Source organism: Streptomyces sp. UNOC14_S4 (assembly GCF_020740835.1).
Classification (GTDB): Bacteria; Actinomycetota; Actinomycetes; order Streptomycetales; family Streptomycetaceae; genus Streptomyces.
The window spans coordinates 1-22,817 of record NZ_JAINFC010000017.1; the positions used below are offsets into that span (position 1 = coordinate 1).

The 22,817-nt window shown below is 71.2% G+C and carries 23 protein-coding genes and 1 pseudogene; 22 read left to right on the forward strand and 2 right to left on the reverse strand.

Features of this window, described 5'->3' with window-relative positions; all coding sequences use genetic code 11:
• Window positions 1-218 precede the first annotated feature (218 nt).
• Window positions 219-1,754 (forward strand): signal recognition particle protein, encoded by a 1,536-nt coding sequence (gene ffh, locus K6I34_RS03090; RefSeq protein ID WP_229322474.1) that lies wholly within the window; start codon window positions 219-221, stop codon window positions 1,752-1,754.
• Between the two features lie 257 nt (window positions 1,755-2,011).
• On the opposite strand, the gene K6I34_RS03095 is transcribed toward ffh, so the two are convergent.
• Window positions 2,012-2,848, reverse strand: a complete 837-nt coding sequence (locus K6I34_RS03095) for an SAM-dependent methyltransferase (RefSeq protein ID WP_229322476.1) — start codon at window positions 2,846-2,848, stop codon at window positions 2,012-2,014.
• Between the two features lie 333 nt (window positions 2,849-3,181).
• On the opposite strand from K6I34_RS03095, the gene proS reads away from it, so the two are divergent.
• The 18 genes from proS (at window position 3,182) to K6I34_RS03185 (ending at window position 18,877) form a co-directional block, all read left to right on the forward strand.
• A complete protein-coding gene (proS, locus tag K6I34_RS03100; protein ID WP_229322478.1) occupies window positions 3,182-4,597 on the forward strand; it encodes a proline--tRNA ligase in 1,416 nt (471 codons plus the stop codon).
• A 306-nt stretch (window positions 4,598-4,903) separates the two neighbouring features.
• Window positions 4,904-5,494, forward strand: coding sequence for a hypothetical protein (locus K6I34_RS03105; protein ID WP_229322480.1), 591 nt, complete (start codon window positions 4,904-4,906; stop codon window positions 5,492-5,494).
• 155 nt (window positions 5,495-5,649) lie between these two features.
• Window positions 5,650-6,087: a 30S ribosomal protein S16 gene (gene rpsP, locus K6I34_RS03110; RefSeq protein ID WP_121799902.1), complete on the forward strand. Its 438-nt coding sequence runs from the start codon at window positions 5,650-5,652 to the stop codon at window positions 6,085-6,087.
• Window positions 6,088-6,089: 2 nt separating this feature from the next.
• The gene (locus K6I34_RS03115) at window positions 6,090-6,329 is read left to right on the forward strand and encodes an RNA-binding protein (protein WP_020868149.1); all 240 of its coding nucleotides are present in this window, start codon (window positions 6,090-6,092) and stop codon (window positions 6,327-6,329) included.
• A gap of 133 nt (window positions 6,330-6,462) precedes the next feature.
• A complete protein-coding gene (rimM, locus tag K6I34_RS03120; protein ID WP_229322481.1) occupies window positions 6,463-7,110 on the forward strand; it encodes a ribosome maturation factor RimM in 648 nt (215 codons plus the stop codon).
• Window positions 7,110-7,919, forward strand: a complete 810-nt coding sequence (gene trmD, locus K6I34_RS03125; RefSeq protein ID WP_229322503.1) for a tRNA (guanosine(37)-N1)-methyltransferase TrmD — start codon at window positions 7,110-7,112, stop codon at window positions 7,917-7,919. The genes rimM and trmD overlap by 1 nt, the downstream gene beginning before the upstream one ends.
• Before the next feature lie 126 nt (window positions 7,920-8,045).
• Window positions 8,046-8,393 carry a 50S ribosomal protein L19 gene (gene rplS / locus K6I34_RS03130; protein ID WP_229322483.1) on the forward strand — a complete coding sequence of 116 codons (348 nt, stop codon included), beginning with the start codon at window positions 8,046-8,048 and terminating at the stop codon, window positions 8,391-8,393.
• A gap of 45 nt (window positions 8,394-8,438) precedes the next feature.
• The gene (gene lepB, locus K6I34_RS03135; RefSeq protein ID WP_229322484.1) at window positions 8,439-9,380 is read left to right on the forward strand and encodes a signal peptidase I; all 942 of its coding nucleotides are present in this window, start codon (window positions 8,439-8,441) and stop codon (window positions 9,378-9,380) included.
• 414 nt (window positions 9,381-9,794) lie between these two features.
• Complete coding sequence (gene lepB / locus K6I34_RS03140; protein WP_374230778.1) at window positions 9,795-10,694, forward strand: signal peptidase I; 900 nt, start codon at window positions 9,795-9,797, stop codon at window positions 10,692-10,694.
• Window positions 10,612-11,652, forward strand: a complete 1,041-nt coding sequence (lepB, locus tag K6I34_RS03145) for a signal peptidase I (protein WP_229322504.1) — start codon at window positions 10,612-10,614, stop codon at window positions 11,650-11,652. Before lepB (K6I34_RS03140) ends, lepB (K6I34_RS03145) begins: the two co-directional genes overlap by 83 nt.
• An 81-nt stretch (window positions 11,653-11,733) precedes the next feature.
• Window positions 11,734-12,501 carry a signal peptidase I gene (gene lepB, locus K6I34_RS03150; protein WP_229322485.1) on the forward strand — a complete coding sequence of 256 codons (768 nt, stop codon included), beginning with the start codon at window positions 11,734-11,736 and terminating at the stop codon, window positions 12,499-12,501.
• A gap of 49 nt (window positions 12,502-12,550) precedes the next feature.
• The gene (locus K6I34_RS03155) at window positions 12,551-13,042 is read left to right on the forward strand and encodes an NUDIX hydrolase (RefSeq protein WP_229322505.1); all 492 of its coding nucleotides are present in this window, start codon (window positions 12,551-12,553) and stop codon (window positions 13,040-13,042) included.
• Window positions 13,043-13,081: 39 nt separating this feature from the next.
• Window positions 13,082-13,390, forward strand: coding sequence for a DUF2469 domain-containing protein (locus K6I34_RS03160; protein ID WP_009714730.1), 309 nt, complete (start codon window positions 13,082-13,084; stop codon window positions 13,388-13,390).
• A 113-nt stretch (window positions 13,391-13,503) separates the two neighbouring features.
• Window positions 13,504-13,977, forward strand: coding sequence for a YraN family protein (locus K6I34_RS03165; RefSeq protein ID WP_374230779.1), 474 nt, complete (start codon window positions 13,504-13,506; stop codon window positions 13,975-13,977).
• The gene (locus K6I34_RS03170) at window positions 13,977-15,599 is read left to right on the forward strand and encodes a YifB family Mg chelatase-like AAA ATPase (RefSeq protein ID WP_229322507.1); all 1,623 of its coding nucleotides are present in this window, start codon (window positions 13,977-13,979) and stop codon (window positions 15,597-15,599) included. The genes K6I34_RS03165 and K6I34_RS03170 overlap by 1 nt, the downstream gene beginning before the upstream one ends.
• Window positions 15,596-16,909 carry a DNA-processing protein DprA gene (gene dprA / locus K6I34_RS03175; RefSeq protein ID WP_374230780.1) on the forward strand — a complete coding sequence of 438 codons (1,314 nt, stop codon included), beginning with the start codon at window positions 15,596-15,598 and terminating at the stop codon, window positions 16,907-16,909. The genes K6I34_RS03170 and dprA overlap by 4 nt, the downstream gene beginning before the upstream one ends.
• 272 nt (window positions 16,910-17,181) lie before the next feature.
• The gene (whiG, locus tag K6I34_RS03180) at window positions 17,182-18,018 is read left to right on the forward strand and encodes an RNA polymerase sigma factor WhiG (protein WP_229322486.1); all 837 of its coding nucleotides are present in this window, start codon (window positions 17,182-17,184) and stop codon (window positions 18,016-18,018) included.
• A gap of 301 nt (window positions 18,019-18,319) precedes the next feature.
• Window positions 18,320-18,877 carry a TetR/AcrR family transcriptional regulator gene (locus K6I34_RS03185; protein WP_229322509.1) on the forward strand — a complete coding sequence of 186 codons (558 nt, stop codon included), beginning with the start codon at window positions 18,320-18,322 and terminating at the stop codon, window positions 18,875-18,877.
• Window positions 18,878-19,027: 150 nt separating this feature from the next.
• Here K6I34_RS03185 and K6I34_RS38790 read toward each other — a convergent pair.
• A pseudogene (locus tag K6I34_RS38790) lies at window positions 19,028-19,753 on the reverse strand (peptidoglycan DD-metalloendopeptidase family protein); the annotation flags it as partial.
• Window positions 19,754-20,067: 314 nt separating this feature from the next.
• Here K6I34_RS38790 and rpsB point away from each other — a divergent pair.
• The 3 genes from rpsB (at window position 20,068) to pyrH (ending at window position 22,809) form a co-directional block, all read left to right on the forward strand.
• Complete coding sequence (gene rpsB / locus K6I34_RS03195) at window positions 20,068-20,928, forward strand: 30S ribosomal protein S2 (RefSeq protein ID WP_229322487.1); 861 nt, start codon at window positions 20,068-20,070, stop codon at window positions 20,926-20,928.
• 98 nt (window positions 20,929-21,026) lie between these two features.
• Window positions 21,027-21,863, forward strand: a complete 837-nt coding sequence (gene tsf, locus K6I34_RS03200) for a translation elongation factor Ts (protein ID WP_229322488.1) — start codon at window positions 21,027-21,029, stop codon at window positions 21,861-21,863.
• Window positions 21,864-22,026: 163 nt separating this feature from the next.
• Window positions 22,027-22,809, forward strand: coding sequence for a UMP kinase (pyrH, locus tag K6I34_RS03205; protein WP_229322491.1), 783 nt, complete (start codon window positions 22,027-22,029; stop codon window positions 22,807-22,809).
• The last annotated feature ends 8 nt before the right edge of the window (window positions 22,810-22,817 follow it).

The following is a 22,817-nucleotide window of genomic DNA, read 5'->3' on the forward strand; positions in this document are numbered from 1 at the left end:
GGGGTGGGGCGTTGGACAGGCCGTTGGTCCCCGCGTAGGAGGCGGGGGTGATCCACCCGCACAACAGGTCATCAAGATCGGCAATGACTGGTCCCCGCGCACGCGGGGCTTGAAGTGGCTCTCGTCGTATTTCTCGGGCGGGAGCCACCTCGCTTTCCCGGCCGGATACCCTGGAGGGCGATTCATACCGTCCCCGAGCCCGAGGATCGACGAGCGCCGTGTTCGATACCCTGTCCGACCGCCTGAGCGCGACTTTCAAATCCCTCCGCGGTAAGGGCCGCCTCTCCGAGGCGGATATCGACGCCACCGCACGCGAGATCCGCATCGCCTTGCTCGAAGCGGACGTGGCCCTGCCGGTCGTCCGGGCCTTCATCCGGCAGATCAAGGAGCGCGCCCTCGGCAGCGAGGTCTCGCAGGCGCTGAACCCTGCCCAGAGCGTGATCAAGATCGTCAACGACGAGCTGGTCACCATCCTCGGTGGTGAGACCCGCCGGCTGCGGTTCGCCAAGAGCGGCCCGACGGTCATCATGCTCGCCGGTCTCCAGGGTGCCGGTAAGACGACCCTCGCCGGAAAGCTCGGTCTGTGGCTGAAGAAGCAGGGCCACGCGCCCCTGCTGGTCGCCTGTGACCTCCAGCGCCCCAACGCCGTCAACCAGCTCGCTGTCGTCGCCGAGCGCGCCGGTGTCGCGGTCTTCGCGCCGGAGCCGGGCAACGGCACCGGTGACCCGGTCCAGGTGGCCAAGGACTCGATCGAGTTCGCGCGCTCCCGGCAGCACGACGTCGTCATCGTCGACACCGCCGGTCGTCTCGGCATCGACGCCGAGCTGATGCAGCAGGCCGCGGACATCCGCGACGCTGTCCAGCCGCAGGAAACCCTTTTCGTCGTCGACGCCATGATCGGTCAGGACGCGGTCAACACCGCCGAGGCCTTCCGCGACGGCGTCGGCTTCGACGGCGTGGTGCTCTCCAAGCTCGACGGTGACGCCCGCGGTGGTGCGGCCCTGTCGGTCGCGCACGTCACCGGCAAGCAGATCATGTTCGCCTCCAACGGCGAGAAGCTGGACGACTTCGACGCGTTCCACCCGGACCGCATGGCGTCCCGCATCCTCGACATGGGCGACATGCTCACCCTGATCGAGAAGGCCGAGCAGACCTTCAGCCAGGCCGAGGCCGAGAAGATGGCGGCCAAGCTGGCGAAGGGCCCGAAGGAGTTCACGCTCGACGACTTCCTGTCCCAGATGGAACAGGTCAGGAAGATGGGCTCGATCTCCAAGCTCCTCGGCATGCTGCCGGGCATGGGCCAGATCAAGGACCAGATCAACAACCTCGACGAGCGCGACGTCGACCGCACCGCCGCGATCATCAAGTCGATGACCCCGGCCGAGCGCCAGGACCCGACGATCATCAACGGCTCGCGCCGGGCCCGTATCGCCAAGGGTTCCGGTGTGGACGTCAGCGCGGTCAAGAACCTGGTCGAGCGCTTCTTCGACGCCCGGAAGATGATGTCCCGCATGGCGCAGGGTGGCGGCATGCCCGGCATCCCCGGCATGCCGGGGATGGGCGGCGGCGCGGGCCGCAAGAAGAAGCAGATCAAGCAGGCCAAGGGCAAGAGGCAGTCGGGCAACCCGATGAAGCGCAAGGCCGACGCCGAGGCGGCGGCCGCGCGTCGTGAGCAGCAGGCGCTGGGGCTTCCGGCCGCGCCTGCGGACGAGAAGTTCGAACTGCCGGATGAGTTCAAGAAGTTCATGGGCTGACGCGGTGCGGTGACGGGGGCCGGGGCTCTGCCCCGGGCCCCGTTTTTGTCTGCGGGTCGGCTTCTTCCGAGTGCGCCTAGTGGGGCGCGTCTTGCGCTCCGCGGGCGGCTGCGGGTTCGTTGTGGCTTGTCGCGCAGTTCCCCGCGCCCCTTACGGGGCGCTCAATCGCCGGACGGGCTGGAAACTCAGCCCGTCCGGCGTTTGAGGACGCGGCCGCAGGCCGCTCCCCGCCGAAGGCGGCAGCGGAGGGGAGACGGCTACACCCGCGCTATCAGGTAGCGGAAAACGTTCGGCAGCCACACCGTGCCGTCGCGGCGCAGGTGGGGGTGGAGGGCTTCGGCGAGTTCCTTCGTGACCTGTTCCTCGTCCGTGGCCTCGATCGCGGCGTCGAAGGCGCCGGTCGAGAGCATGCCGCGCAGCGCGCTGCCCATGTCCGCGTAGCCGTACGGGCAGGCCACGCGTCCCGAGCCGTCCGGGCGCAGCCCGGCCCGGCGGGCCAGGTCCTCCAGGTCGTCGCGGCCGCTCGGGCGCCAGCGGGAGGGCGCGCACATGGGGTCCGCGAGCCGGGCCGCGACTCGAAGCGCCCCCGACGCGGCGCAGCGCTCCTGCGGCCCCCAGCCCGCCATGACCACGGGTGCCCCGTACTCGGCGCGGTCGGCCGCCTCGGACAGCACGCCCGCCAGGTGCTGGGCGTCGTCGCCCGCGCAGTACAGCGGGTCGAAGGCCGTGACGAGGGTGAAGGCGGGGTCGCCGGGCTCGGTGACGGACGCGGGGCCGCCCTGTCCCAGCCGTACGCGGTGGCCGGGGGAGGCGTGGCCGTCCTGGGGCAGCAGGCGCTCCTCGGCCAGGGCGAGCCGTTGGGCGTCGGTGTCGACGCCGCACACGTGGGCGCCGCGGGCGGAGGCCATGAGCAGGGCCAGTCCCGAGCCGCAGCCCAGGCCGAGCAGCCGGGTGTCGGGGCCGACCTCCAGCCGTTGGTAGACCGCTTCGTAGAGCGGCACCAGCATCCGTTCCTGGATCTCCGCCCAGTCGCGGGCCCGGGAGCCGGGCGACACAGCGGACGGCCGGTGCCGCCGCACGAGCGTTGGTGTCATCGAAAGCGCCCCAATCCGCCGAGAGACGTGTGCGTACCCGAACCGGCCCCCCAGATGTACTGCCGTGCGCGCGCTGCCGCGAAGCACCCCCGTATGCCAGAGAACTCCGCTTCCGTCCCCGAGTCCAGGGGGCGGCGTATGAACGTTCCCTGTCTGCTCACGATGGCATGTGCCGCGTGCTCTCGCACGGGAGGCGGGGCGACGGAAAGGCGGCGGAAAGGCCGGGGGAAGGGCTGCGGAAGGGTGGGAGAAAGCGGGCGGAAGGCGGCCTTCGCGGGGCGGCCCGGGGAGGGGATTCACGCTCGGGCGGATCTGCCCCGTACCATTCGCACCATGGCAAAGGCTCCCATTCTCACTCCCCAGGCGGAAGACTTCCCGCGCTGGTACCAGGACTTGATCAACAAGGCCGAGCTGGCCGACAACGGCCCGGTGCGCGGCACCATGGTCATCCGACCGTACGGGTACGGGCTCTGGGAGCGCATGCAGCAGGAGATGGACGCGCGCATCAAGGATGCGGGCGCCTCCAACGCGTACTTCCCGCTCTTCATCCCGCAGTCCTACCTGACGCGGGAGGCGGAGCACGTCGAGGGCTTCGCGCCCGAGCTCGCGGTCGTCACGCACGGCGGCGGCAAGGAGCTGGAGGAGCCGGTCGTCGTCCGGCCCACCTCCGAGACGATCATCAACGAGTACTTCTCGAAGTGGGTGCAGAGCTACCGCGACCTGCCCCTGCTGATCAACCAGTGGGCCAACGTGGTCCGTTGGGAGATGCGCCCGCGCGTCTTCCTGCGCACGAGCGAGTTCCTCTGGCAGGAGGGCCACACGGCCCACGCCACGTACGAGGACGCGCGTGACTACGCGGCCCGCATCCACCGTGACGTCTACTACGACTTCATGGTCAACGTGCTGGGCATCGACGTCGTGCTGGGCCGCAAGACGGCCAAGGAGCGCTTCGCGGGCGCGATCAACACCCTCACGCTCGAGGGCATGATGCGCGACGGCAAGGCGCTGCAGATGGGCACCAGCCACGAGCTCGGGCAGAACTTCGCCAAGGCGTTCAACACCTCCTACCTGTCGAAGGACGGGCACCAGGAGATGGTCTGGCAGACCTCCTGGGGCGTCTCGACGCGCATGGTCGGCGGTCTGATCATGTCGCACGGCGACGACAACGGCCTCCGCGTGCCGCCGCGCCTCGCCCCGGTGCAGGCCGTGGTGCTGGCGATCAAGGGCGACGACGCCGTGATCGCCAAGGTGCGGGAGATCGGCGAGGCGCTGAAGGCCGCCGGGATCCGGGTGCAGGTCGACGACCGCACGGACACCCCCTTCGGCCGCCGTGCCGTGGACTGGGAGCTCAAGGGTGTCCCGGTGCGCATCGAGGTCGGTCCGCGCGACCTGGAGAACGGCACCGCGATGCTGGCCCGCCGTATCCCTGGTGGCAAGGAGCCGGTCCGCCTCGACGAGCTGGTCGCCCTGCTGCCGAAGGTCCTGGAGGAGGACCAGGCGCTGCTGCTGAGCCAGTCGCGCGAGCGCCGCGAGTCGCTGACGTCCGACGTCGCGACGATCGAGGAGGCCGCCGAGGCGGCGAACGCGGGCGGCTGGGCGCGCATCCCGTGGGCGGACCTCGGCCCCGAGGGCGAGGCCAAGCTCGCGGAGCAGTCCGTGACCGTGCGCTGCCTGGTCGCCGAGGACGGCTCGGTGCCGGACTCGGACGACGCGGCCGGCGCGCTCGCGATCGTGGCCCGGGCCTACTGATCATGACGGACGCGCCCGCGGTTGCCGGCGCGTCCCGGACAGGCGCCCGTGGAGGCCGGACCCCGGTCTCCACGGGCGCCTGTCGCCTTTCCAAGGGGTGCAGGAGTGTGTAAGGGCGTGCGCTCGTGGGCACGCGCTTACTCGTGAGTCAGTACGTCCCATGTTGCGAACGGGTGCGCGGGTTCTCCACAGTTCTGCGCACCCGCCCTCGTCGGGACGCATGAGCGTGAAACTGACTGGTACGTGCAAATTATTTGGGATGGCCCGGTATCGGAACACGGGGCGGCGCTTGCTCGTTGTCACGACGTGAGCACGACACCACCTGTTCTCGCCGCAGAGCTGGCGCAGGCGTGGGCCGACATTCAGCGGTTCCACCCCGAGCTGCCGGATCTAGCCGCGCCCGAATCGCTGATCGGGGAGTCGTCGTCCGCCTGTGGCGCCGAGCTCTCCTTCGAACGGCTGCTGCACGAGGCAGTGCACGGCATCGCGGCTGCCCGCGGTGTCCGTGACACGTCACGCGCGGGCCGCTACCACAATCGCCGGTTCCTGGCGATCGCCGAGGAACTGGGCCTCGACCACGGGGACGAGCCGCATCCCAGCAGCGGCTTCTCCCTGGTCGTGCTCAATCCGGAGGCGCGCAAGCGCTACCGGCCCACGATCGACAGACTCCAGCGCGCGCTGAAGGCCCACACGGTCGCCACCACCACGGACACGTCGCGGAGCTTCCGGGGCCCCGCGGCGCGGCACGGCTCGTCCGGTGGCGGGGTGCGCGTCAAGGCGGTCTGCGACTGCGGCCGGAACGTCCGGGTCGTGCCGTCCGTGCTCGCCCAGGCGCCCATCATGTGCGGGGGCTGTGGCCAGCCCTTCCGTATCCCGGAGGCCGTCCCGGTCGGCTGACCTGGAGCGGTATGGCACAATGGGTCGCTGTACTCGACAGTCGCGCGGGACCCTCTCTCCTATCGGCTGACGCGTCCATCGGGCACCCGAGTACCGCAACCCCACGTGGCATCCCGTTGTGCCCAACCACGTCAAGACCAGGAGACACCACTCCCGTGGCAGTCAAGATCAAGCTGAAGCGTCTCGGCAAGATTCGCCAGCCCCACTACCGCATCGTCGTCGCCGACTCCCGTACCCGCCGTGACGGCCGGGCCATCGAGGAGATCGGTCTGTACCACCCGACGTACAACCCCTCCCGCATCGAGGTCGACTCGGAGCGCGCGCAGTACTGGCTGTCCGTCGGCGCCCAGCCGACCGAGCCGGTTCTCGCCATCCTGAAGGTCACCGGCGACTGGCAGAAGTTCAAGGGTCTGCCGGCCCCGGCCCCGATGCTGGTCGCCGAGCCGAAGAAGGACCACAGCGGTCTCTTCGAGGCCGTCGTGAACTCCGCCGAGGCGTCGAAGGGTGAGGCCATCACCCCGAAGGCGAAGAAGGCCGACAAGAAGGCGGACGAGGCCGAGGCCGAGTCCACCTCCGAGTCGACCGAGGCCTGAGCATGCTCGAGGAAGCCCTCGAGCACCTGGTGAAGGGCATCGTCGACAACCCCGACGAGGTGCAGGTCGCGTCCCGCAACCTGCGCCGGGGGCGCGTGCTGGAGGTCCGGGTCCACCCCGACGACCTCGGCAAGGTGATCGGCCGCAACGGCCGCACCGCGCGTGCGCTGCGCACCGTCGTGGGCGCCATCGGCGGCCGTGGCATCCGCGTCGACCTCGTCGACGTGGATCAGGTCCGCTGAGAAGCGATTGAGCACCGGCACGGGCCGGGAGGGGCTTTGTTGCCCTTCCCGGCCCGTTGTCGTTCGTTTCGTCGCGTTCGGCTCGTCGTGTCCGTACGGGGAAACACGTACGGGAAAGCAGAGAAGGAACCGCATGCAGCTGGTAGTCGGCAGGATCGGCCGCGCCCACGGGATCAAGGGCGAGGTCACCGTTGAGGTGCGCACGGACGACCCGGAGCTCCGGCTCGGACCGGGCGCCGTGCTGGCCACGGACCCCGCCGGGGTGGGCCCGCTGACCATCGAGAGCGGGCGGGTGCACAGCGGCCGTCTGCTGCTGCGCTTCGCCGGCGTGGGCGACCGGACGGCCGCCGAGGCGCTCCGCAACACCCTCCTCATCGCCGAGATCGACCCGGAGGAGACTCCGGAGGACCCCGAGGAGTTCTACGACCACCAGCTGATCGATCTCGACGTCGTCACGGCCGACGGCACCGAGCTCGGCCGGATCACGGAGATCGCGCACCTGCCCTCGCAGGACCTGCTGATCGTCGAGCGGCCGGACGGCAGCGAGGTGATGATCCCCTTCGTCTCCGAGATCGTGACCGAGATCGACCTGGACGCGCAGCGCGCGGTCGTCGAGCCGCCGCGCGGCCTGATCGACCTGGACGAGGCGGAGGTCGCGAGCTCCCGCGACGCCGAGGCGGAGGGCGCCGAGGGCGCGGAGAACGCCGAGGGCGCGAAGGGCTCCGAAGGCGTGGAGAGCGCCGAGAACGCGCCGGGCGGCGACGCGAAGGGCGGCGTGTGATGCGGCTCGACGTCGTCACGATCTTCCCGGAGTACCTGGAGCCGCTGAACGTCTCGCTCGTCGGCAAGGCCCGCGCGCGTGGCCAGCTGGACGTCCGCGTCCACGACCTGCGCGAATGGACGCACGACAAGCACAACACCGTCGACGACACGCCGTACGGCGGCGGCCCCGGCATGGTGATGAAGCCCGAGCCCTGGGGTGAGGCGCTCGACGCCGTCATCGAGTCCGGCGAGGGGGTGCCGACCCTGGTCGTCCCCACGCCCAGCGGCAAGCCCTTCACCCAGCAGCTCGCCGTCGAGCTGTCCGAGAAGCCGTGGCTGGTCTTCACCCCGGCCCGCTACGAGGGCATCGACCGGCGCGTCATCGAGGAGTACGGCGAGCGGCTCGACGTGCGCGAGGTCTCCATCGGCGACTATGTGCTCGCGGGCGGCGAGGCCCCCGTCCTCGTGATGGTCGAGGCCATCGCCCGGCTGCTCCCGGGCGTGCTGGGCAACGCCGAGTCGCACCGCGACGACTCCTTCGCCCCCGGGGCCATGGCCGACCTCCTCGAAGGGCCCGTCTACACCAAGCCCCCGGAGTGGCGCGGCCGCGGCATCCCCGACGTCCTGCTCAGCGGTCACCATGGCAAGATCGCCCGCTGGCGCCGCGACGAGGCCTTCCGGCGCACGGTGGCCAACCGGCCCGACCTGGTCGAGCGCACGGACCCGGCGGCCTTCGACAAGAAGGACCGCGAGATGCTCTCGATCCTGGGCTGGGCCCCGGGCCCCGACGGCCGATTTGGGCGAGTGGCCCCGGACGTGGAAGAATAAGCCGTTGCCTTGCGCCCGGCGCGCGCCCCTGCCACAGGGGGAAGACGCCCGCCGGTGCACTGTGCGACTCCATCATTTCGACTTCCCGCTGATGACCTGTGGCATCGGCGAAGAAAGCAGACGGTCATGAACCTTCTCGACAGCGTCAACGCCGCGTCGCTGCGCACCGACGTCCCGGCCTTCCGCCCGGGTGACACCGTGAACGTCCACGTTCGCGTCATCGAGGGCAACCGCTCCCGTATCCAGCAGTTCAAGGGCGTTGTCATCCGCCGCCAGGGTGCGGGCGTCAGCGAGACCTTCACGGTCCGCAAGGTCTCCTTCTCGGTCGGCGTCGAGCGCACCTTCCCGGTGCACAGCCCGATCTTCGAGAAGGTCGAGCTCGTGACCCGCGGTGACGTCCGTCGCGCCAAGCTGTACTACCTCCGTGAGCTGCGCGGCAAGGCCGCGAAGATCAAGGAGAAGCGCGACAAGTAAGCTTCCGTACGGCGTCCGGGCCCGGCCGGATAGGCTTTCGGCCCGATGGACACCGACGAGCAGCTTGTGGAGCGCGACCGCTCTCCCTCCCCCGCAGGGGGGAAGGAGCAGGGGTCGCGCTCCTCGCGTTTTTCCGGAGATCCGGAGGGCGGGGTCCCCGAGGCTCCCGAGGTCTCCGAGGCATCTGATGCCCCTGAGGGAGCTGCTGATGCCCCTGAGGTCCCCGAGATCCCTGAGGCTCCCGCCCCGGCGGCGGGCCGCCGGGGCGGCCGGGTGGCCAGGGCCCGGCAGTGGGTCGGGGACGGCGGTCCGTTGCGCAAGGCGTGGCTGCTGCTCGCCGCGTGCATGGTCTTCCTGCTGCTCCTCAGCAGCTTCGTCGTGCAGCCCTTCCTGATCCCGAGCGGCTCGATGGAGAACACCCTCCAGGTGGGCGACCGGGTGCTGGTCAACAAGCTCGCGTACCGCTTCGGCGAGCAGCCGCGCCGCGGTGACGTGGTGGTCTTCGACGGCCGTGGGTCCTTCGTCCACGACGCGCCCGCGGAGAACCTGGTCACCACCCTGATCCGCAAGGGCGCGTCGTCCGTTGGGCTGATGAGCCCGGCGCCCACCGACTACGTCAAGCGGGTCGTGGGTATCGGTGGGGACAGGGTCACCTGCTGTGATGCCCGGGGCTGGCTGAAGGTCAACGGTCAACCGATCGACGAGCCGTATCTCTATCCGGGTGATACTGCCTCCCGGGTGCCCTTCGACATCGTGGTGCCGGAGGGGAAGCTGTGGGTCATGGGCGACCACCGGAGCGACTCCCGCGATTCACGCGACCACCTGGGGGAGCCGGGCGGCGGTACGGTCCCGGTCGGCCGGGTCATAGGGCGTGCCGACTGGATCGGCTGGCCCTTCGGCCGCATCGGCTCGCTGGACCGGACGGCGGCCTTCGCGCGGGTGCCCGAGCCGGGGTCGGCGGGCCGGACCGGGAGTCCGCATGGGTGACCGGGGACTGATACGGCGTGGGTGACCGGGGGCGAGTACGGCATGGGTAACCGGGGACGGGCGCGGCCACCCCGCGTGGGGGCGCACGCGCGCGGCTCACCGGCCGGGGTGCCGGTGCCCGCGGACACGCCGCCGTCCGGTGCTGTGCCATCGGGCCCGGCGCCCGGTACGGCGCCCGGTACGGCATCGGGTACGGCACCGGGTACGACGCCGAGTGCGGCATCGGGCCCGGCGCCGGATACGACGTCGAGCACGGTCCCGTCGGGTGCGTCGGGTGCGTCGGGTGCGTCGGGTGCGTCGGGTGCGTCGGGTGCGTCGGGTGCGTCGGGTGCGCCGGGTACGGGCGGCCGCGCCGCGCGGCGGAAGGCGGCCCGCCGCGTCCAGCGTCGGCGCCGTCGCTCCGCGGTCAAGGAGGTGCCGGTCCTCATAGCGGTCGCGCTGCTGATCGCCCTGGTGCTGAAGACGTTCCTGGTGCAGGCGTTTGTGATCCCGTCCGGTTCGATGGAGCAGACGATCCGGATCCGCGACCGGGTCCTGGTCGACAAGCTGACGCCGTGGTTCGGTTCCCGGCCGGCCCGTGGTGACGTGGTGGTCTTCAAGGACCCCGGCGGCTGGCTCACCGGCCAGGAGTTCAAGGCCGGTGAGGACCCGGTGGGTGTCAAGCAGGGCAAGCAGTTCCTGACCTTCATCGGTCTGCTTCCCTCTGCGAACGAGCAGGATCTGATCAAGCGCGTGATCGCAGTCGGTGGCGACACGGTCAAATGCTGCGACAAGAACGGCAAAGTCACAGTCAACGGAACGCCGCTCGACGAGCCCTATCTGCACCCGGGCAATCCGCCGTCGCAGCGCGAGTTCTCGGTGCACGTGCCCGAGGGCCGCCTCTTCGTCATGGGCGACCACCGCTCGGATTCGGCCGATTCCCGCTATCACTTGGACGAACCCGGCCAGGGGACGGTCCCGGAAAGCCTGGCGGTGGGTCGTGCGGTCGTGGTCGCGTGGCCGCTCGGCCACTGGCGGAGTCTGTCCGAATCGGACACCTTCGCTTCGGTCGGGGACGCGCCGCGCACAGGGACGCGAGCGGACGCTTCGCCGCATAGTGTGTCCCCTATGGATCAGGACGGATTGATCCAGCTCCCGACCCCTGCGGAACTCCCGCTCGTTATGGGAGTGGTGGGCCTGCGTCGTATGTACGACAGGCGGCAGCGTGGAGAAAGGAGCAGATGTGGGGGACTTGGCGGTCGGCGCGCGTTCCGGTCACGAGCCCGAGAAACGACCCGGGGGGACCGGCGGGCCGGCCGGGGACGGCACGCCTGAGGATGCCGCCTCGTCCCGGGCGGAGCGGTCGGCCCCGGCGGCATCGGGCCCGGCGGACGCCCCGGCGAATACGGAGAACGACGACGTGACGTCCGGTGACGGCGCCGGGGAGGCGCGCGGCAAGCAGCCCAAGAAGCAACGATCCTTCTGGAAGGAGCTGCCGATCCTCGTCGGCATCGCCCTGCTGCTCGCGCTGCTGATCAAGACCTTCCTCGTGCAGGCGTTCTCGATCCCCTCGGACTCCATGCAGAACACCCTCCAGCGGGGCGACCGGGTGCTGGTGGACAAGCTGACGCCGTGGTTCGGCGCCAAGCCCGAGCGCGGCGAGGTCGTGGTCTTCCACGACCCCGGCAAGGGCACCCAGAGCTGGCTCGGCCCCGACACCCAGCAGCCCGCGCCCGGCCCCTTCGGCGGCGGCGTGCAGAAGGTCCTCAGCTTCATCGGCCTGATGCCCTCGGCCGAGGAGAAGGACCTCATCAAGCGGGTCATCGCCGTCGGTGGCGACACGGTGGAGTGCCAGGGCCAGGGCGGCCCGGTGAAGGTCAACGGCAAGCCCCTCGACGAGAAGTCGTACATCTTCCAGGGCAATTCCCCCTGTGACGACCGTCCCTTCGGGCCGATCAAGGTTCCCAAGGACCACCTCTGGGTCATGGGCGACCACCGCCAGGACTCCCTGGACTCCCGCTACCACCCGGACCTCTACAACGGCACCGTGCCGACCTCGGAGGTCGTCGGCCGTGCCTTCAGCGTCGCCTGGCCGATCAACCGCTGGTCCTTCCTCCCGGTGCCCGGCACCTTCGACCAGCCCGGCCTGAACGCCACGGCCGCCGCGACGCCTCCGGCGCTGGGGCTCGCGGGCGCGGTGCCGCTGGTGCTGTGGCGCCGCCGCAGGCTCCTCAGGAAGGCCGGGCCGGAGACCGCGCACCAGGCCGGTCGGACGGCCGGACAGAAGGGCTGACCGAAGTCCGTACCGCCCGGTAAGGTGCGATCCCATGCCCCAGGGCATGCGGGATCCGATCTTTACGGGGCGGGAGACGGCATGAGCGCAGCGGGACGTACGGACGACGGCCACGGCCGCGCGGGCAGGGTGCTGTCCGGGCTGGCCGTGGCCGTCGGCTGTGTGCTCTTCTTCGGCGGATTCGTCTGGGGCGCCGTGCTGTACCGGCCGTACACCGTCCCCACCGACTCGATGGAACCCGCCGTCGCACGGGGCGCCCGCGTTCTCGCCGAGCGCATCGACGGGGCGCAGGTACGGCGCGGGGACGTCGTGGTCTTCAAGGACAAGGTGTGGGGCGACGTGCCCATGCTCAAGCGTGTGCTGGGGGTCGGCGGCGACCGCGTCGAGTGCTGCGACCGGTCCGGCCGCATGACGATCAACGGCAGGCCGGTCGAGGAGCCGTACGTCGCGGCCCAGGGGCCCGCCTCGCTGAGAGCCTTCTCGACCACCGTGCCCGAGGGCCGGCTCTTCCTCATCGGTGACCACCGCGCCACCTCCCTCGACTCCCGCTCGCATCTGACCGACGCCTCGCACGGCGCCGTGCCGCGGAGCGCCGTCGAGGGGCGCGTCGACGCCATTGCCTGGCCGGTGGGCGACTGGAGGATGATGGACAGACCCGGGACGTTCACCGCGCTGCCGGGCGGCACCTCGCGCCCCGGCCCGATCGGCTGGGTGCTGGCCTCGGTGGCCGTCGGCGCGGTGCTCGTCCTCGGCGGAGCGGCGTACGGGCCGGTCGCACGCCTCTTCGCACCGAAGGGCGGCACCGGCGGGCGGAAGGAGAGCGGGGTGACGGCGGGTGCCGGACGGTGAGCGGCTGATGCCCGGCGACGAGCGGCCGGTGCTCTCCGACGAGCGGCTGATGCCCGCCGACGAGCCGCGCAGGGCCTCGCGAGTCGTCCTGCTCGACGAACGCGACCGGGTCCTGCTGATGCACGGTTACGAGCCCGACGACCCCGCCACGACCTGGTGGTTCACCCCGGGCGGCGGGCTGGAGGGCGACGAGACCTGGGAGCAGGCGGCGCGCCGGGAGCTCGCGGAGGAGACCGGGATCACGGAGATCGAGCTGGGCCCGGTGCTCTGGCGGCGGAGCTGCTCCTTCCCGTTCGACGGGCGCCGCTGGGACCAGGACGAGTGCTACTACCTGGCCCGCACCCGGCAGGCACCCATGTGGACCGGTGGCGAGACGGATCTCGAGCGGCGCAGCGTCACGGGGCTGCGCTGGTGGACCTGCGGGGAACTCCTCGCGACCCGTGAGACGGTGTATCCGACCAGGCTCGCCGAGCTGCTGCGTACGCTGCTCGACGAGGGACCCCCGAGTACGCCGGTGCTCCTGGAGACGGAGCGGGCCTGACGCACAATGGGGGGACGCACGGCTGAAGGGGAACATGCCATGAGCGCCGAGGACCTCGAGAAGTACGAGACCGAGATGGAGCTCAAGCTCTACCGGGAGTACCGCGATGTCGTCGGTCTGTTCAAATACGTGATCGAGACCGAGCGGCGTTTCTACCTGACGAACGACTACGAGATGCAGGTGCACTCCGTTCAGGGCGAGGTCTTCTTCGAGGTCTCGATGGCCGACGCCTGGGTGTGGGACATGTACCGGCCGGCCCGGTTCGTCAAACAGGTGCGCGTGCTCACCTTCAAGGACGTGAACATCGAGGAGCTCAACAAGAGCGACCTCGATCTTCCGGGGGGCTGACTGCACTGACTTCCACCGTCCGGGTGGCTGGGTTTTCCACAACCGACGGGTTGTCCACCAAGATCCAATAGCGGGGCGCGGCCGCGGCACAGTCGGTGCCGGAGGTGGTGTCCATGGCATCCGTGGAGTCCATGGGGGAGAGGCCGGAGGCGCGGCCGGGAGAGCCCGGCCCCGGTTCCGGCTCCGGCGAGGAGGCGGCCCCGGCCGTAGCCGCGGCCGAGCGTCGGGCACTCGGGCGCTACGGCGAGGAACTGGCCGTCCGCAGGCTCGCCGAGGCCGGGATGCGCGTCCTGGACCGCAACTGGCGGTGCCGGGACGGCGAGATCGACATCGTGGCGGCCGAGGGCGACGTCCTGGTCGTCTGCGAGGTGAAGACCCGTCGCGCGGGGCCGTACGAAGCGGGGCCGTACGAGCATCCGATGGCGGCCGTCCGCGCCGGCAAGGCCGAGCGGCTGCGCCTGCTCGCCGGCCGCTGGCTGGAGCGGCACGGCGGGCCGCCGCCGGGCGGTGTGCGGATCGACCTCGTCGGGGTGATCGTGCCCGGCCGGGGCGCGCCCAGCGTCGAGCACGCCAAGGGGGTGGCGTGATGGGGTTCGCCCGTACGTGTTCGGTGGCCCTGGTGGGCGTCGAGGGCGTGGTGGTCGAGGTCCAGGCGGGCCTGGAGCCGGGCATCGCGGCGTTCACCCTGGTGGGCCTGCCGGACAAGAGCCTCGCGGAGAGCAGGGACCGCGTGCGTGCGGCCGTCGTCAATTCCGGGGCGGCGTGGCCGCAGAAGAAGCTCACGGTGGGGCTCAGCCCCGCCTCGATCCCCAAGGCGGGCAGCGGCTTCGACCTCGCGGTGGCCTGCGCGGTGCTGGCGGCCGCCGAGCTGATCGATCCCCGGGAGATCGCCGACCTGGTGATGATCGGTGAGCTCGGACTCGACGGCAGGGTCCGGCCGGTCCGTGGCGTGCTGCCCGCGGTGCTGGCCGCCGCCGACGCGGGTTATCGGCAGGTGGTCGTCGCGGAGCAGACAGCGGCGGAGGCGTCGCTGGTGCCGGACGTCTCGGTGCTCGGCGTGCGCAGCCTGCGTCAGCTCGTCGCGGTGCTCACGGACGCGCCCGTGCCCGAGGAGGATCCGCCGGAGGAGGGACGGCCGGATCCGATGCTCGCGGGGCTGTCGCTGGCGGGCACCGGGATCGGGGCGGGGGTGTTCTGCGGTGCCGGTGGCGGAGGCCACGTCCCCGACATGGCGGAGGTCGCGGGCCAGCACCTGGCCCGCAGAGCCCTGGAAATCGCGGCCGCCGGGGGCCATCATCTCTACCTCAAAGGACCGCCGGGAGCAGGCAAAACCATGCTGGCGGAGCGGCTGCCCGGACTGCTCCCGCCACTGACGCCCCAGGAGGCTCTGGAGGTCACCGCGGTGCACTCCGTCGCCGGAGTCCTGCCACCCGGCAAGCCCCTGGTGGACGCGCCCCCGTACTGCGCCCCGCACCACTCCGCGACGATGGCCTCGTTGGTGGGCGGCGGCACCGGCCTGCCGAGACCTGGCGCGGTGTCATTGGCCCATAGAGGCCTACTATTTCTGGATGAAGCACCCGAATTCAGCGGGCAGGTGCTCGATGCGCTGAGACAGCCACTGGAGTCGGGGCACGTCGTGGTGGCCCGTTCCGCGGGGGTGATGCGGATGCCTGCGCGGTTCCTTCTGATGCTCGCGGCGAACCCCTGTCCGTGCGGTCGGCACGGACAGCTGGGAGAGGGGTGCGACTGCTCGCCGAGCGCGATCCGCCGCTATCAGGCCCGGCTCTCGAGCCCCCTGCTGGACCGGGTCGACCTGCGGGTCAGGGTGGAGGCGGTGACGCGTGCCGAACTCACCGGGCAGGAGGGCCCGGCGGAGTGCACCGCGCAGATCGCCGCCCGGGTGCTCGAGGCCCGGGAGCGGGCCGCCGCCCGTTACGAGGCCGTCCCGTGGAACACCAACGGCGAGGTGCCCGGCCATGAGCTGCGGACCCGTTGGCACCCCCTGCCGGGAGCGCTCAAGGAGGCCGAACGCGACATGGAGTGCGGCCTGCTGACGGCCCGGGGGCTCGACCGCGTCCTGCGCGTCGCCTGGACCGTCGCCGACCTCGCCGGTCACGACCGCCCGGACGCCGACGACGTCGGGCAGGCCCTGTACCTGCGCACCGGGGTGATCCGGGCCGTTCCGGCAGTGATGGGGGCGGCACGGTGAGCGGCCGTCCCCGTGCGGAGCGGCGGGGCGATCGGACGGACCGGGCCGGGGGCGGCGACGGACCGGGCGCGCGCGGCGGGCGGCCCGGCGGCCCGGAGCCGGGACCCGGGGCATCCGTGCTGCCGGGGGACGACGAGCCCACGGCTGGGGAGCGGCTCGCGCGAGCCGCCCTGACGCGGCCCACCGAGCCGGGGGACGAGCAGGTGGGCCGCTGGCTCCGGGAACTCGGCGCCGAGCGGCTGGCGCGGGGGCTGACCGGCGCGGGGCCACCGCCCTCCGGCGCGGGCGCCGAGCGGCTGGCGGGGTGCCGGGCCCGGGCGGCGGACCTGGACCCCCGCCGCGACCTCGACACCGTCGCCCGGTTCGGCGGCCGTTTCCTGTGCCCCGGGGACCGCGAGTGGCCAGGGCAACTGGACGACCTCGGCGACGCCCGCCCCATCGGCCTGTGGGTGCGCGGCGAGGCGAACCTCCGGCTGTGGGCCCTGCGGTCCGTCGCTGTCGTCGGCGCCAGGGCCTGCACCGACTACGGCTCCTATGTGTCGGCCACCCTCGGCGCCCGGCTCGCCGAGCTCGGCTGGACGGTGACCTCCGGAGCCGCCTACGGGGTGGACGGGGCGGCGCACAGGGGAGCGCTCGCCGTGTGCGGGGCGACCATGGCCGTCCTGGCGTGCGGGGTGGACGTCCCCTATCCGCGCGGCCATGCCGAGTTGATCGACCGCATCGCGGAACAGGGGCTGGTGCTGGCAGAGTTGCCGCCCGGTGGACACCCCACGCGCAGCCGGTTCGTCCTGCGCAACAGGGTCATCGCGGCGCTCACCCGCGGCACGGTGGTGGTCGAGGCGGAGTACCGCAGCGGGGCCCTCGTCACCGCGCGGCGGGCCCGGGAGCTCGGGCGGTACACGATGGGCATCCCGGGCCCGGTGACCTCAGGGCTCTCCGCGGGCGTCCATGAGCTCCTGCGCGAGGGGGCCTGCCTGGTGACCGACGCCGCCGAGATCGGCGAGCTGGTCGGCGACATCGGCGAGCTCGCCCCGGAGCGGCGCGGGCCGGTCGTGGCCAGGGACCTCCTCGCCCCCGCACTGGCCTCGGCGCTCGAAGCCGTGCCCGGCGGAGCCGGCGGGGACCTCGGCACGGTCGCCCGGAACGCGGGCCTGGCCAGGGACAGAGCACTCCGAGCGCTCCATGAACTCCGGGCCCTCGGCTTCGTCGAACGCCGCGATGATCACTGGAAGTTGGCCGACCGGACGTCAACATCGGACATGGGCAAGCCCCCCGGACGGCGCCGGTCCGTGCGGCGAGGCGGTTCTTGACCTGGGGCGATCGGGTGAAAGGGTTAAGGGGGTGACCGCGGGAGCCGATACGGCGACCCCTGTGCGGCCATCAGGGAGGCCATGACCCCGGCCATGACCGCCTGGCCGACTGCCCGTCGGGGCGCGGCCGGCGCGGTCAGTGGAACGTATCTGCATATTGACGGAAGGAGACTTCCTCGCGCACCGCAGCGCGTCAGTCACGCTACGCTCACGGGAATCCAGCCATTCGTACCACTCCATTCACGTCACAGCAGAACGGCTCAAGACGACGAATGCCCCAGCACACCTCCGGGTCCGATCGCGCGGCAGCGCCGCCCGCGGCGCGCGGGCCCGCGCGCCCTCCCGCACCCTCGACGCTCGACGAGCTGTGGCGGTCCTACAAGACCACGGGCGACGACCGGCTGCGGGAGCAATTGATCCTCCACTACTCGCCGCTGGTGAAATACGTCGCGGGCCGTGTCAGCGTCGGGCTGCCGCCCAATGTCGAGCAGGCCGACTTCGTCTCTTCCGGGATCTTCGGGCTCATCGACGCCATCGAGAAGTTCGACCCCTCTCGGGAGATCAAGTTCGAGACCTACGCCATCACCCGTATCCGCGGAGCCATGATCGACGAGCTGCGGGCCCTCGACTGGATCCCGCGCTCCGTCCGTCAGAAGGCACGGGCCGTCGAGCGCGCGTACGCCACCCTGGAGGCGGCGCTGCGCCGCACGCCCACCGAGGCGGAGGTGGCGGCGGAGATGGGCATCGCCGTCGAGGAACTGCACAGCGTCTTCAGCCAGTTGTCCCTGGCCAACGTCGTCGCCCTGGAGGACCTGTTGCACGTCGGGGCCGAGGGCGGCGAGCGGCTCAGCCTGATGGACACCCTGGAGGACACCGCCGCGGACGACCCCGTCGAGGTGGCGGAGGACCGCGAGCTGCGCAGGCTCCTCGCCCGCGCCATCAACACCCTCCCCGAGCGGGAGAAGACAGTGGTCACCCTCTATTACTACGAGGGCCTCACGCTCGCCGAGATCGGCCACGTGCTCGGCGTCACCGAGAGCAGGGTCAGCCAGATCCACACGAAATCCGTCCTCCAGCTCAGGGCGAAACTCGCGGACATAGGCCGCTGACGGGCTGCGCCCCGTAAGCCGTGCCCTGTAAGCCGCGCCCCGTAAGGAGCGCGGGGCTGTTTCACTATGCGGCTCCGCCGCGTGGGCGCGACCAGCCGCAACGGAGCCGCAGCCGCGCGCGGAGCGCAAGAGGCGCCCCGGTGGGCGCGGCGGCACGAGCGCGACGGCCGAGCCGCACCGGCCGCACGGGGTCACCGTTTCCCGTCGCGGTCACCGCTCCGCGGCAAAGGGTGCCGTCGCCGTCGTCCCCGCCATCGGATATCCGTAGAGTGGGAGCGTGCCCAGGATTCGAGCGGCCTCAGTGGCCGAGCACCGGACGATGCAGCGCGACGCCCTGCTGGACGCCGCCCGCTCCCTGCTGTCCGAAGGCGGGACGGAGGCCCTCACCTTCCCCGCGCTGGCCGAGCGCACCGGGCTCGCACGGTCCTCGGTCTACGAGTACTTCCGCTCCCGCGCCGCCGTGGTCGAGGAGCTGTGCGCCGTCGACTTCCCCGTGTGGGCCGCCGAGGTCGAGGCCGCCATGGAGCGCGTCGACACGCCGGAAGCGAAGATCGAGGCGTATGTACGGCAGCAGCTCGCCCTCGTCGGCGACCGCCGCCACCGCGCCGTGGTCGCGATCTCCGCCGGTGAGCTGGACTCCGGTGCCCGCGAGAAGATCCGCGCCGCGCACGGCGGGCTGGTCGCCATGGTGGTCGAGGCCCTGGAGGCCCTCGGGCACGAGCAGCCCCGCCTGGCCGCCATGCTGCTCCAGGGCGTCGTGGACGCCGCCGTCCGCCGGATCGAGCTGGGCGCCGCCGAGGAGCCGCAGCACATCACCGAGGCCGCCGTGGCCATGGCCCTGCGCGGCGTACGCGGCTGACGCGGCTCCTGGCGGCTGCCCCAGCGGGCCGGTCAGCGGCAGCAGCCGGGACGGCGGGCGCCGCAGCATCCACGGCGGCAGCAACGACAGCGGGTCGAGATAGGTCTCCCCGCGCAGCAGGCCCCAGTGCAGACACCCCGCGGGGCAATGCCATGGGCCGGGCTCCAGAACCCCGACCGGCCGGCCCGCGGTCACCTGGTCGCCCGCGCGCACGGTCGGCCGCACCGGTTCGTAGGTGATCCGCAGCGGTGGATCACCCGTCCCGGCCAGGGCGACGGCGACGACGCCCCGCCCCGCGACCATGCCCGCGAAGGACACCGTCCCGGGCGCGGCCGCCCGCACCTGCGCGCCCGCACGCGCGTCGAGGTCCACTCCGCGATGGCCCGCCGCCCAGGGCGCTGGGGGCGGCTCCCACGCCCGCACCACCAGAGGGCGGCCCCCACGTGCTCCCGCCACCGGCCATGCCCGGTCGCCGCTCACTCCTCCGCCGCTCCTGCCCGGAGGAGGTCCCGCGACATCGGCCCGAACGGCCTTGACGGTCTCGAAGGCCCGGGCTCGGCCGGCCAGGCGCAAGCACTCCGGCACCGGCACCGGCACCCCCGAGGCGTACGCGGAGAGGGCGGCCACGGTCAGTGACGCGCCCAGCGTCACGGCAGCCCTGGCAGCCCTGGCGGCCGGGCGTCGTGGGCGAGGCCGCGCGCCCTGTCGTACCGGGTCGAGCCACCGCGCACCGTGCCGTCGCACGCGGGGCCGCCGCGCACCGAGCCGCCACACGCCGAGCCACCCCGCGTGGCGCCTTCTCGCCCCCCGTGCGAGCGGGGAAAATCGGCGGGGCCACGGGAAAAGCCGCAGGAAAAGCCAGAGGAAAGGCCGCATGGCGACACCGTGGCGCACTCCGCCGATTCGTGGGGATCTTGGCCAGGATCTGTGGACTACTCGCGGGTTGTGGACAAGCCCGTCACCCGCTCCTTCCGCGGTCCCGTACACTTCTCATGGCGATCCGGGTCACCGGATCGACTTCGCACGCCCCGCTACCGGCGCGTCAGTCCCTCTCGGGCAGCCCGGTGGCCGTGTCACTCGGTCTGCGGAACGGTTCCTCGTAAGGGCACTTTCCACGGCGGACACGTCGGGGCGTCAGGAGCGGCGGCCGCCCGGTCGCCGTGGAACCGAGTACTTCAAGGAGCGCGGCCATGGCCGTCGTCACGATGCGGGAGCTGCTGGAGAGCGGCGTCCACTTCGGTCACCAGACCCGTCGTTGGAACCCGAAGATGAAGCGTTTCATCTTCACGGAGCGCAACGGCATCTACATCATCGACCTCCTGCAGTCGCTGTCGTACATCGACCGCGCCTACGAGTTCGTGAAGGAGACCGTCGCGCACGGCGGTTCCATCATGTTCGTCGGTACGAAGAAGCAGGCCCAGGAGGCCATCGCCGAGCAGGCGACCCGCGTCGGCATGCCCTACGTCAACCAGCGCTGGCTGGGCGGCATGCTCACCAACTTCTCGACCGTCTACAAGCGCCTGCAGCGCCTGAAGGAGCTCGAGCTCATCGACTTCGAGGACGTGGCCGCCTCCGGCCTCACCAAGAAGGAGCTGCTCGTCCTCTCCCGTGAGAAGGCCAAGCTCGAGAAGACCCTCGGCGGCATCCGCGAGATGCAGAAGGTGCCGAGCGCCGTCTGGATCGTCGACACCAAGAAGGAGCACATCGCGGTCGGCGAGGCCCGCAAGCTCCGCATCCCGGTCGTCGCGATCCTCGACACCAACTGCGACCCGGACGAGGTCGACTACAAGATCCCGGGCAACGACGACGCCATCCGCTCCGTCACCCTGCTCACCCGCGTGATCGCCGACGCCGTCGCCGAGGGCCTCATCGCCCGCTCCGGTGCCGCCACCGGTGACCAGAAGCCGGGCGAGAAGGCCGGCGAGCCGCTCGCCGAGTGGGAGCGTGACCTCCTCGAGGGCGAGAAGAAGGCCGACGAGGCTCCGGCCGCCGAGGCTCCGGCTGCCGAGGCCGCCGAGGCCGAGAAGCCCGCGGACGCCGAGCAGGCCTGACGACTCACGTCGCGGTAGATACGGCGGGGGACGGCGCGCGCGTGGCGCCGCCCCCGTCGTGCACCCGTAGTCACTACGACTTCCGAGAGAGAAACACCATGGCGAACTACACCGCCGCTGACGTCAAGAAGCTCCGCGAGCTCACCGGCGCCGGCATGATGGACTGCAAGAAGGCGCTCGACGAGGCCGAGGGCAACCTCGAGAAGGCCGTCGAGTTCGTCCGCGTCAAGGGCCTGAAGGGCGTCGCCAAGCGCGAGAGCCGCACCACCGAGAACGGTGCCGTCGCCTCCCTCGTCGCCGAGGACAACACCTCCGGCGTCATCGTCGAGCTGAAGTGCGAGACGGACTTCGTCGCCAAGGGCGAGAAGTTCATCGCCGTCGCCGACGCGCTGGCCGCCCACGTCGCCAAGGCCGCCCCGGCCGACCTCGAGGCCCTGCTCGCCTCCGAGATCGAGGCCGGCAAGACCGTCCAGGCGTTCATCGACGAGGCCAACGCCACCCTCGGTGAGAAGATCGCCGTGGACCGCTTCGCCCGCTTCGCCGATGGCTACGTCGGTGTCTACATGCACCGCACCGCCGCGGACCTGCCCCCGCAGGTCGGTGTCCTGGTCGAGCTGGACAAGCCGAACGCCGAGGTCGCCAAGGACATCGCGCAGCACATCGCCGCGTTCGCGCCGAAGTTCCTCTCCCGCGAGGAGATCCCGGCCGAGGTCCTGGACAACGAGCGCCGCGTCGCCGAGGCGACCGCCCGCGAGGAGGGCAAGCCCGAGGCCGCCCTGCCGAAGATCATCGAGGGTCGCGTCACCGGCTTCGTCAAGGAGAACGCTGTTCTCGAGCAGGCGTTCGCCAAGGACAACAAGAAGACCGTCCAGAAGATCCTGGACGAGGCCGGTGTCACGCTGAAGCGCTTCGCGCGCATCCGCGTCGGCGCCTGAGCCGTCAGCAGGGCAGCGAACGACCTGCGACCCGCTAGGGTCGTACGCAGCCGATCCTCCACCGGTCGGCCGCTGATGTGACGAGGAGGCCATTGCCGTACAGGGATCCGATGAGAACCCCTCCGGCAGTGGCCTTCTTCGTATGTGCACGAGGAGAACTCCAATGAATCAGGGTGCGGGCGCCACGCAGGCCGCCGACGACAAGAGTGCTGACCACGGCAAACGCCGGGGTCGGTTCATGCTGAAACTGTCCGGCGAGGCATTCGCCGGCGGCGGGGGCCTCGGTGTCGACCCCGATGTCGTGCACGCCATCGCCCGCGAGATCGCGGCCGTCGTCCGTGACGGCTACGAGATCGCCGTGGTCATCGGCGGCGGCAACTTCTTCCGCGGTGCCGAGCTGCAGCAGCGCGGCATGGACCGTGCCCGCTCGGACTACATGGGCATGCTGGGCACCGTCATGAACTGCCTCGCCCTCCAGGACTTCCTGGTCAAGGAAGGCATCGAGACGCGCGTGCAGACCGGCATCACCATGGGCCAGGTCGCCGAGCCGTTCATCCCGCTGCGCGCGGTGCGCCACCTGGAGAAGGGCCGCGTCGTGATCTTCGGTGCCGGTATGGGCATGCCCTACTTCTCCACCGACACCACTGCCGCCCAGCGCGCCCTGGAGATCCAGGCCGAGGCGATCCTCATGGGCAAGAACGGCGTCGACGGGGTCTACGACTCCGACCCGAAGAAGAACCCCGACGCCGTGAAGTTCGATGCCCTCGAGTACGGCGAGGTGCTCTCCCGCGGCCTCAAGGTCGCCGACGCCACCGCCATCTCCCTGTGCATGGACAACAAGCTGCCGATCCTGGTCTTCGAGCTGCTCGCCGAGGGCAACATCGCCCGCGCGGTCAAGGGTGAGAAGATCGGCACGCTGGTGAGCGACCAGAGCACTCGGGTCTGACGGCCCGA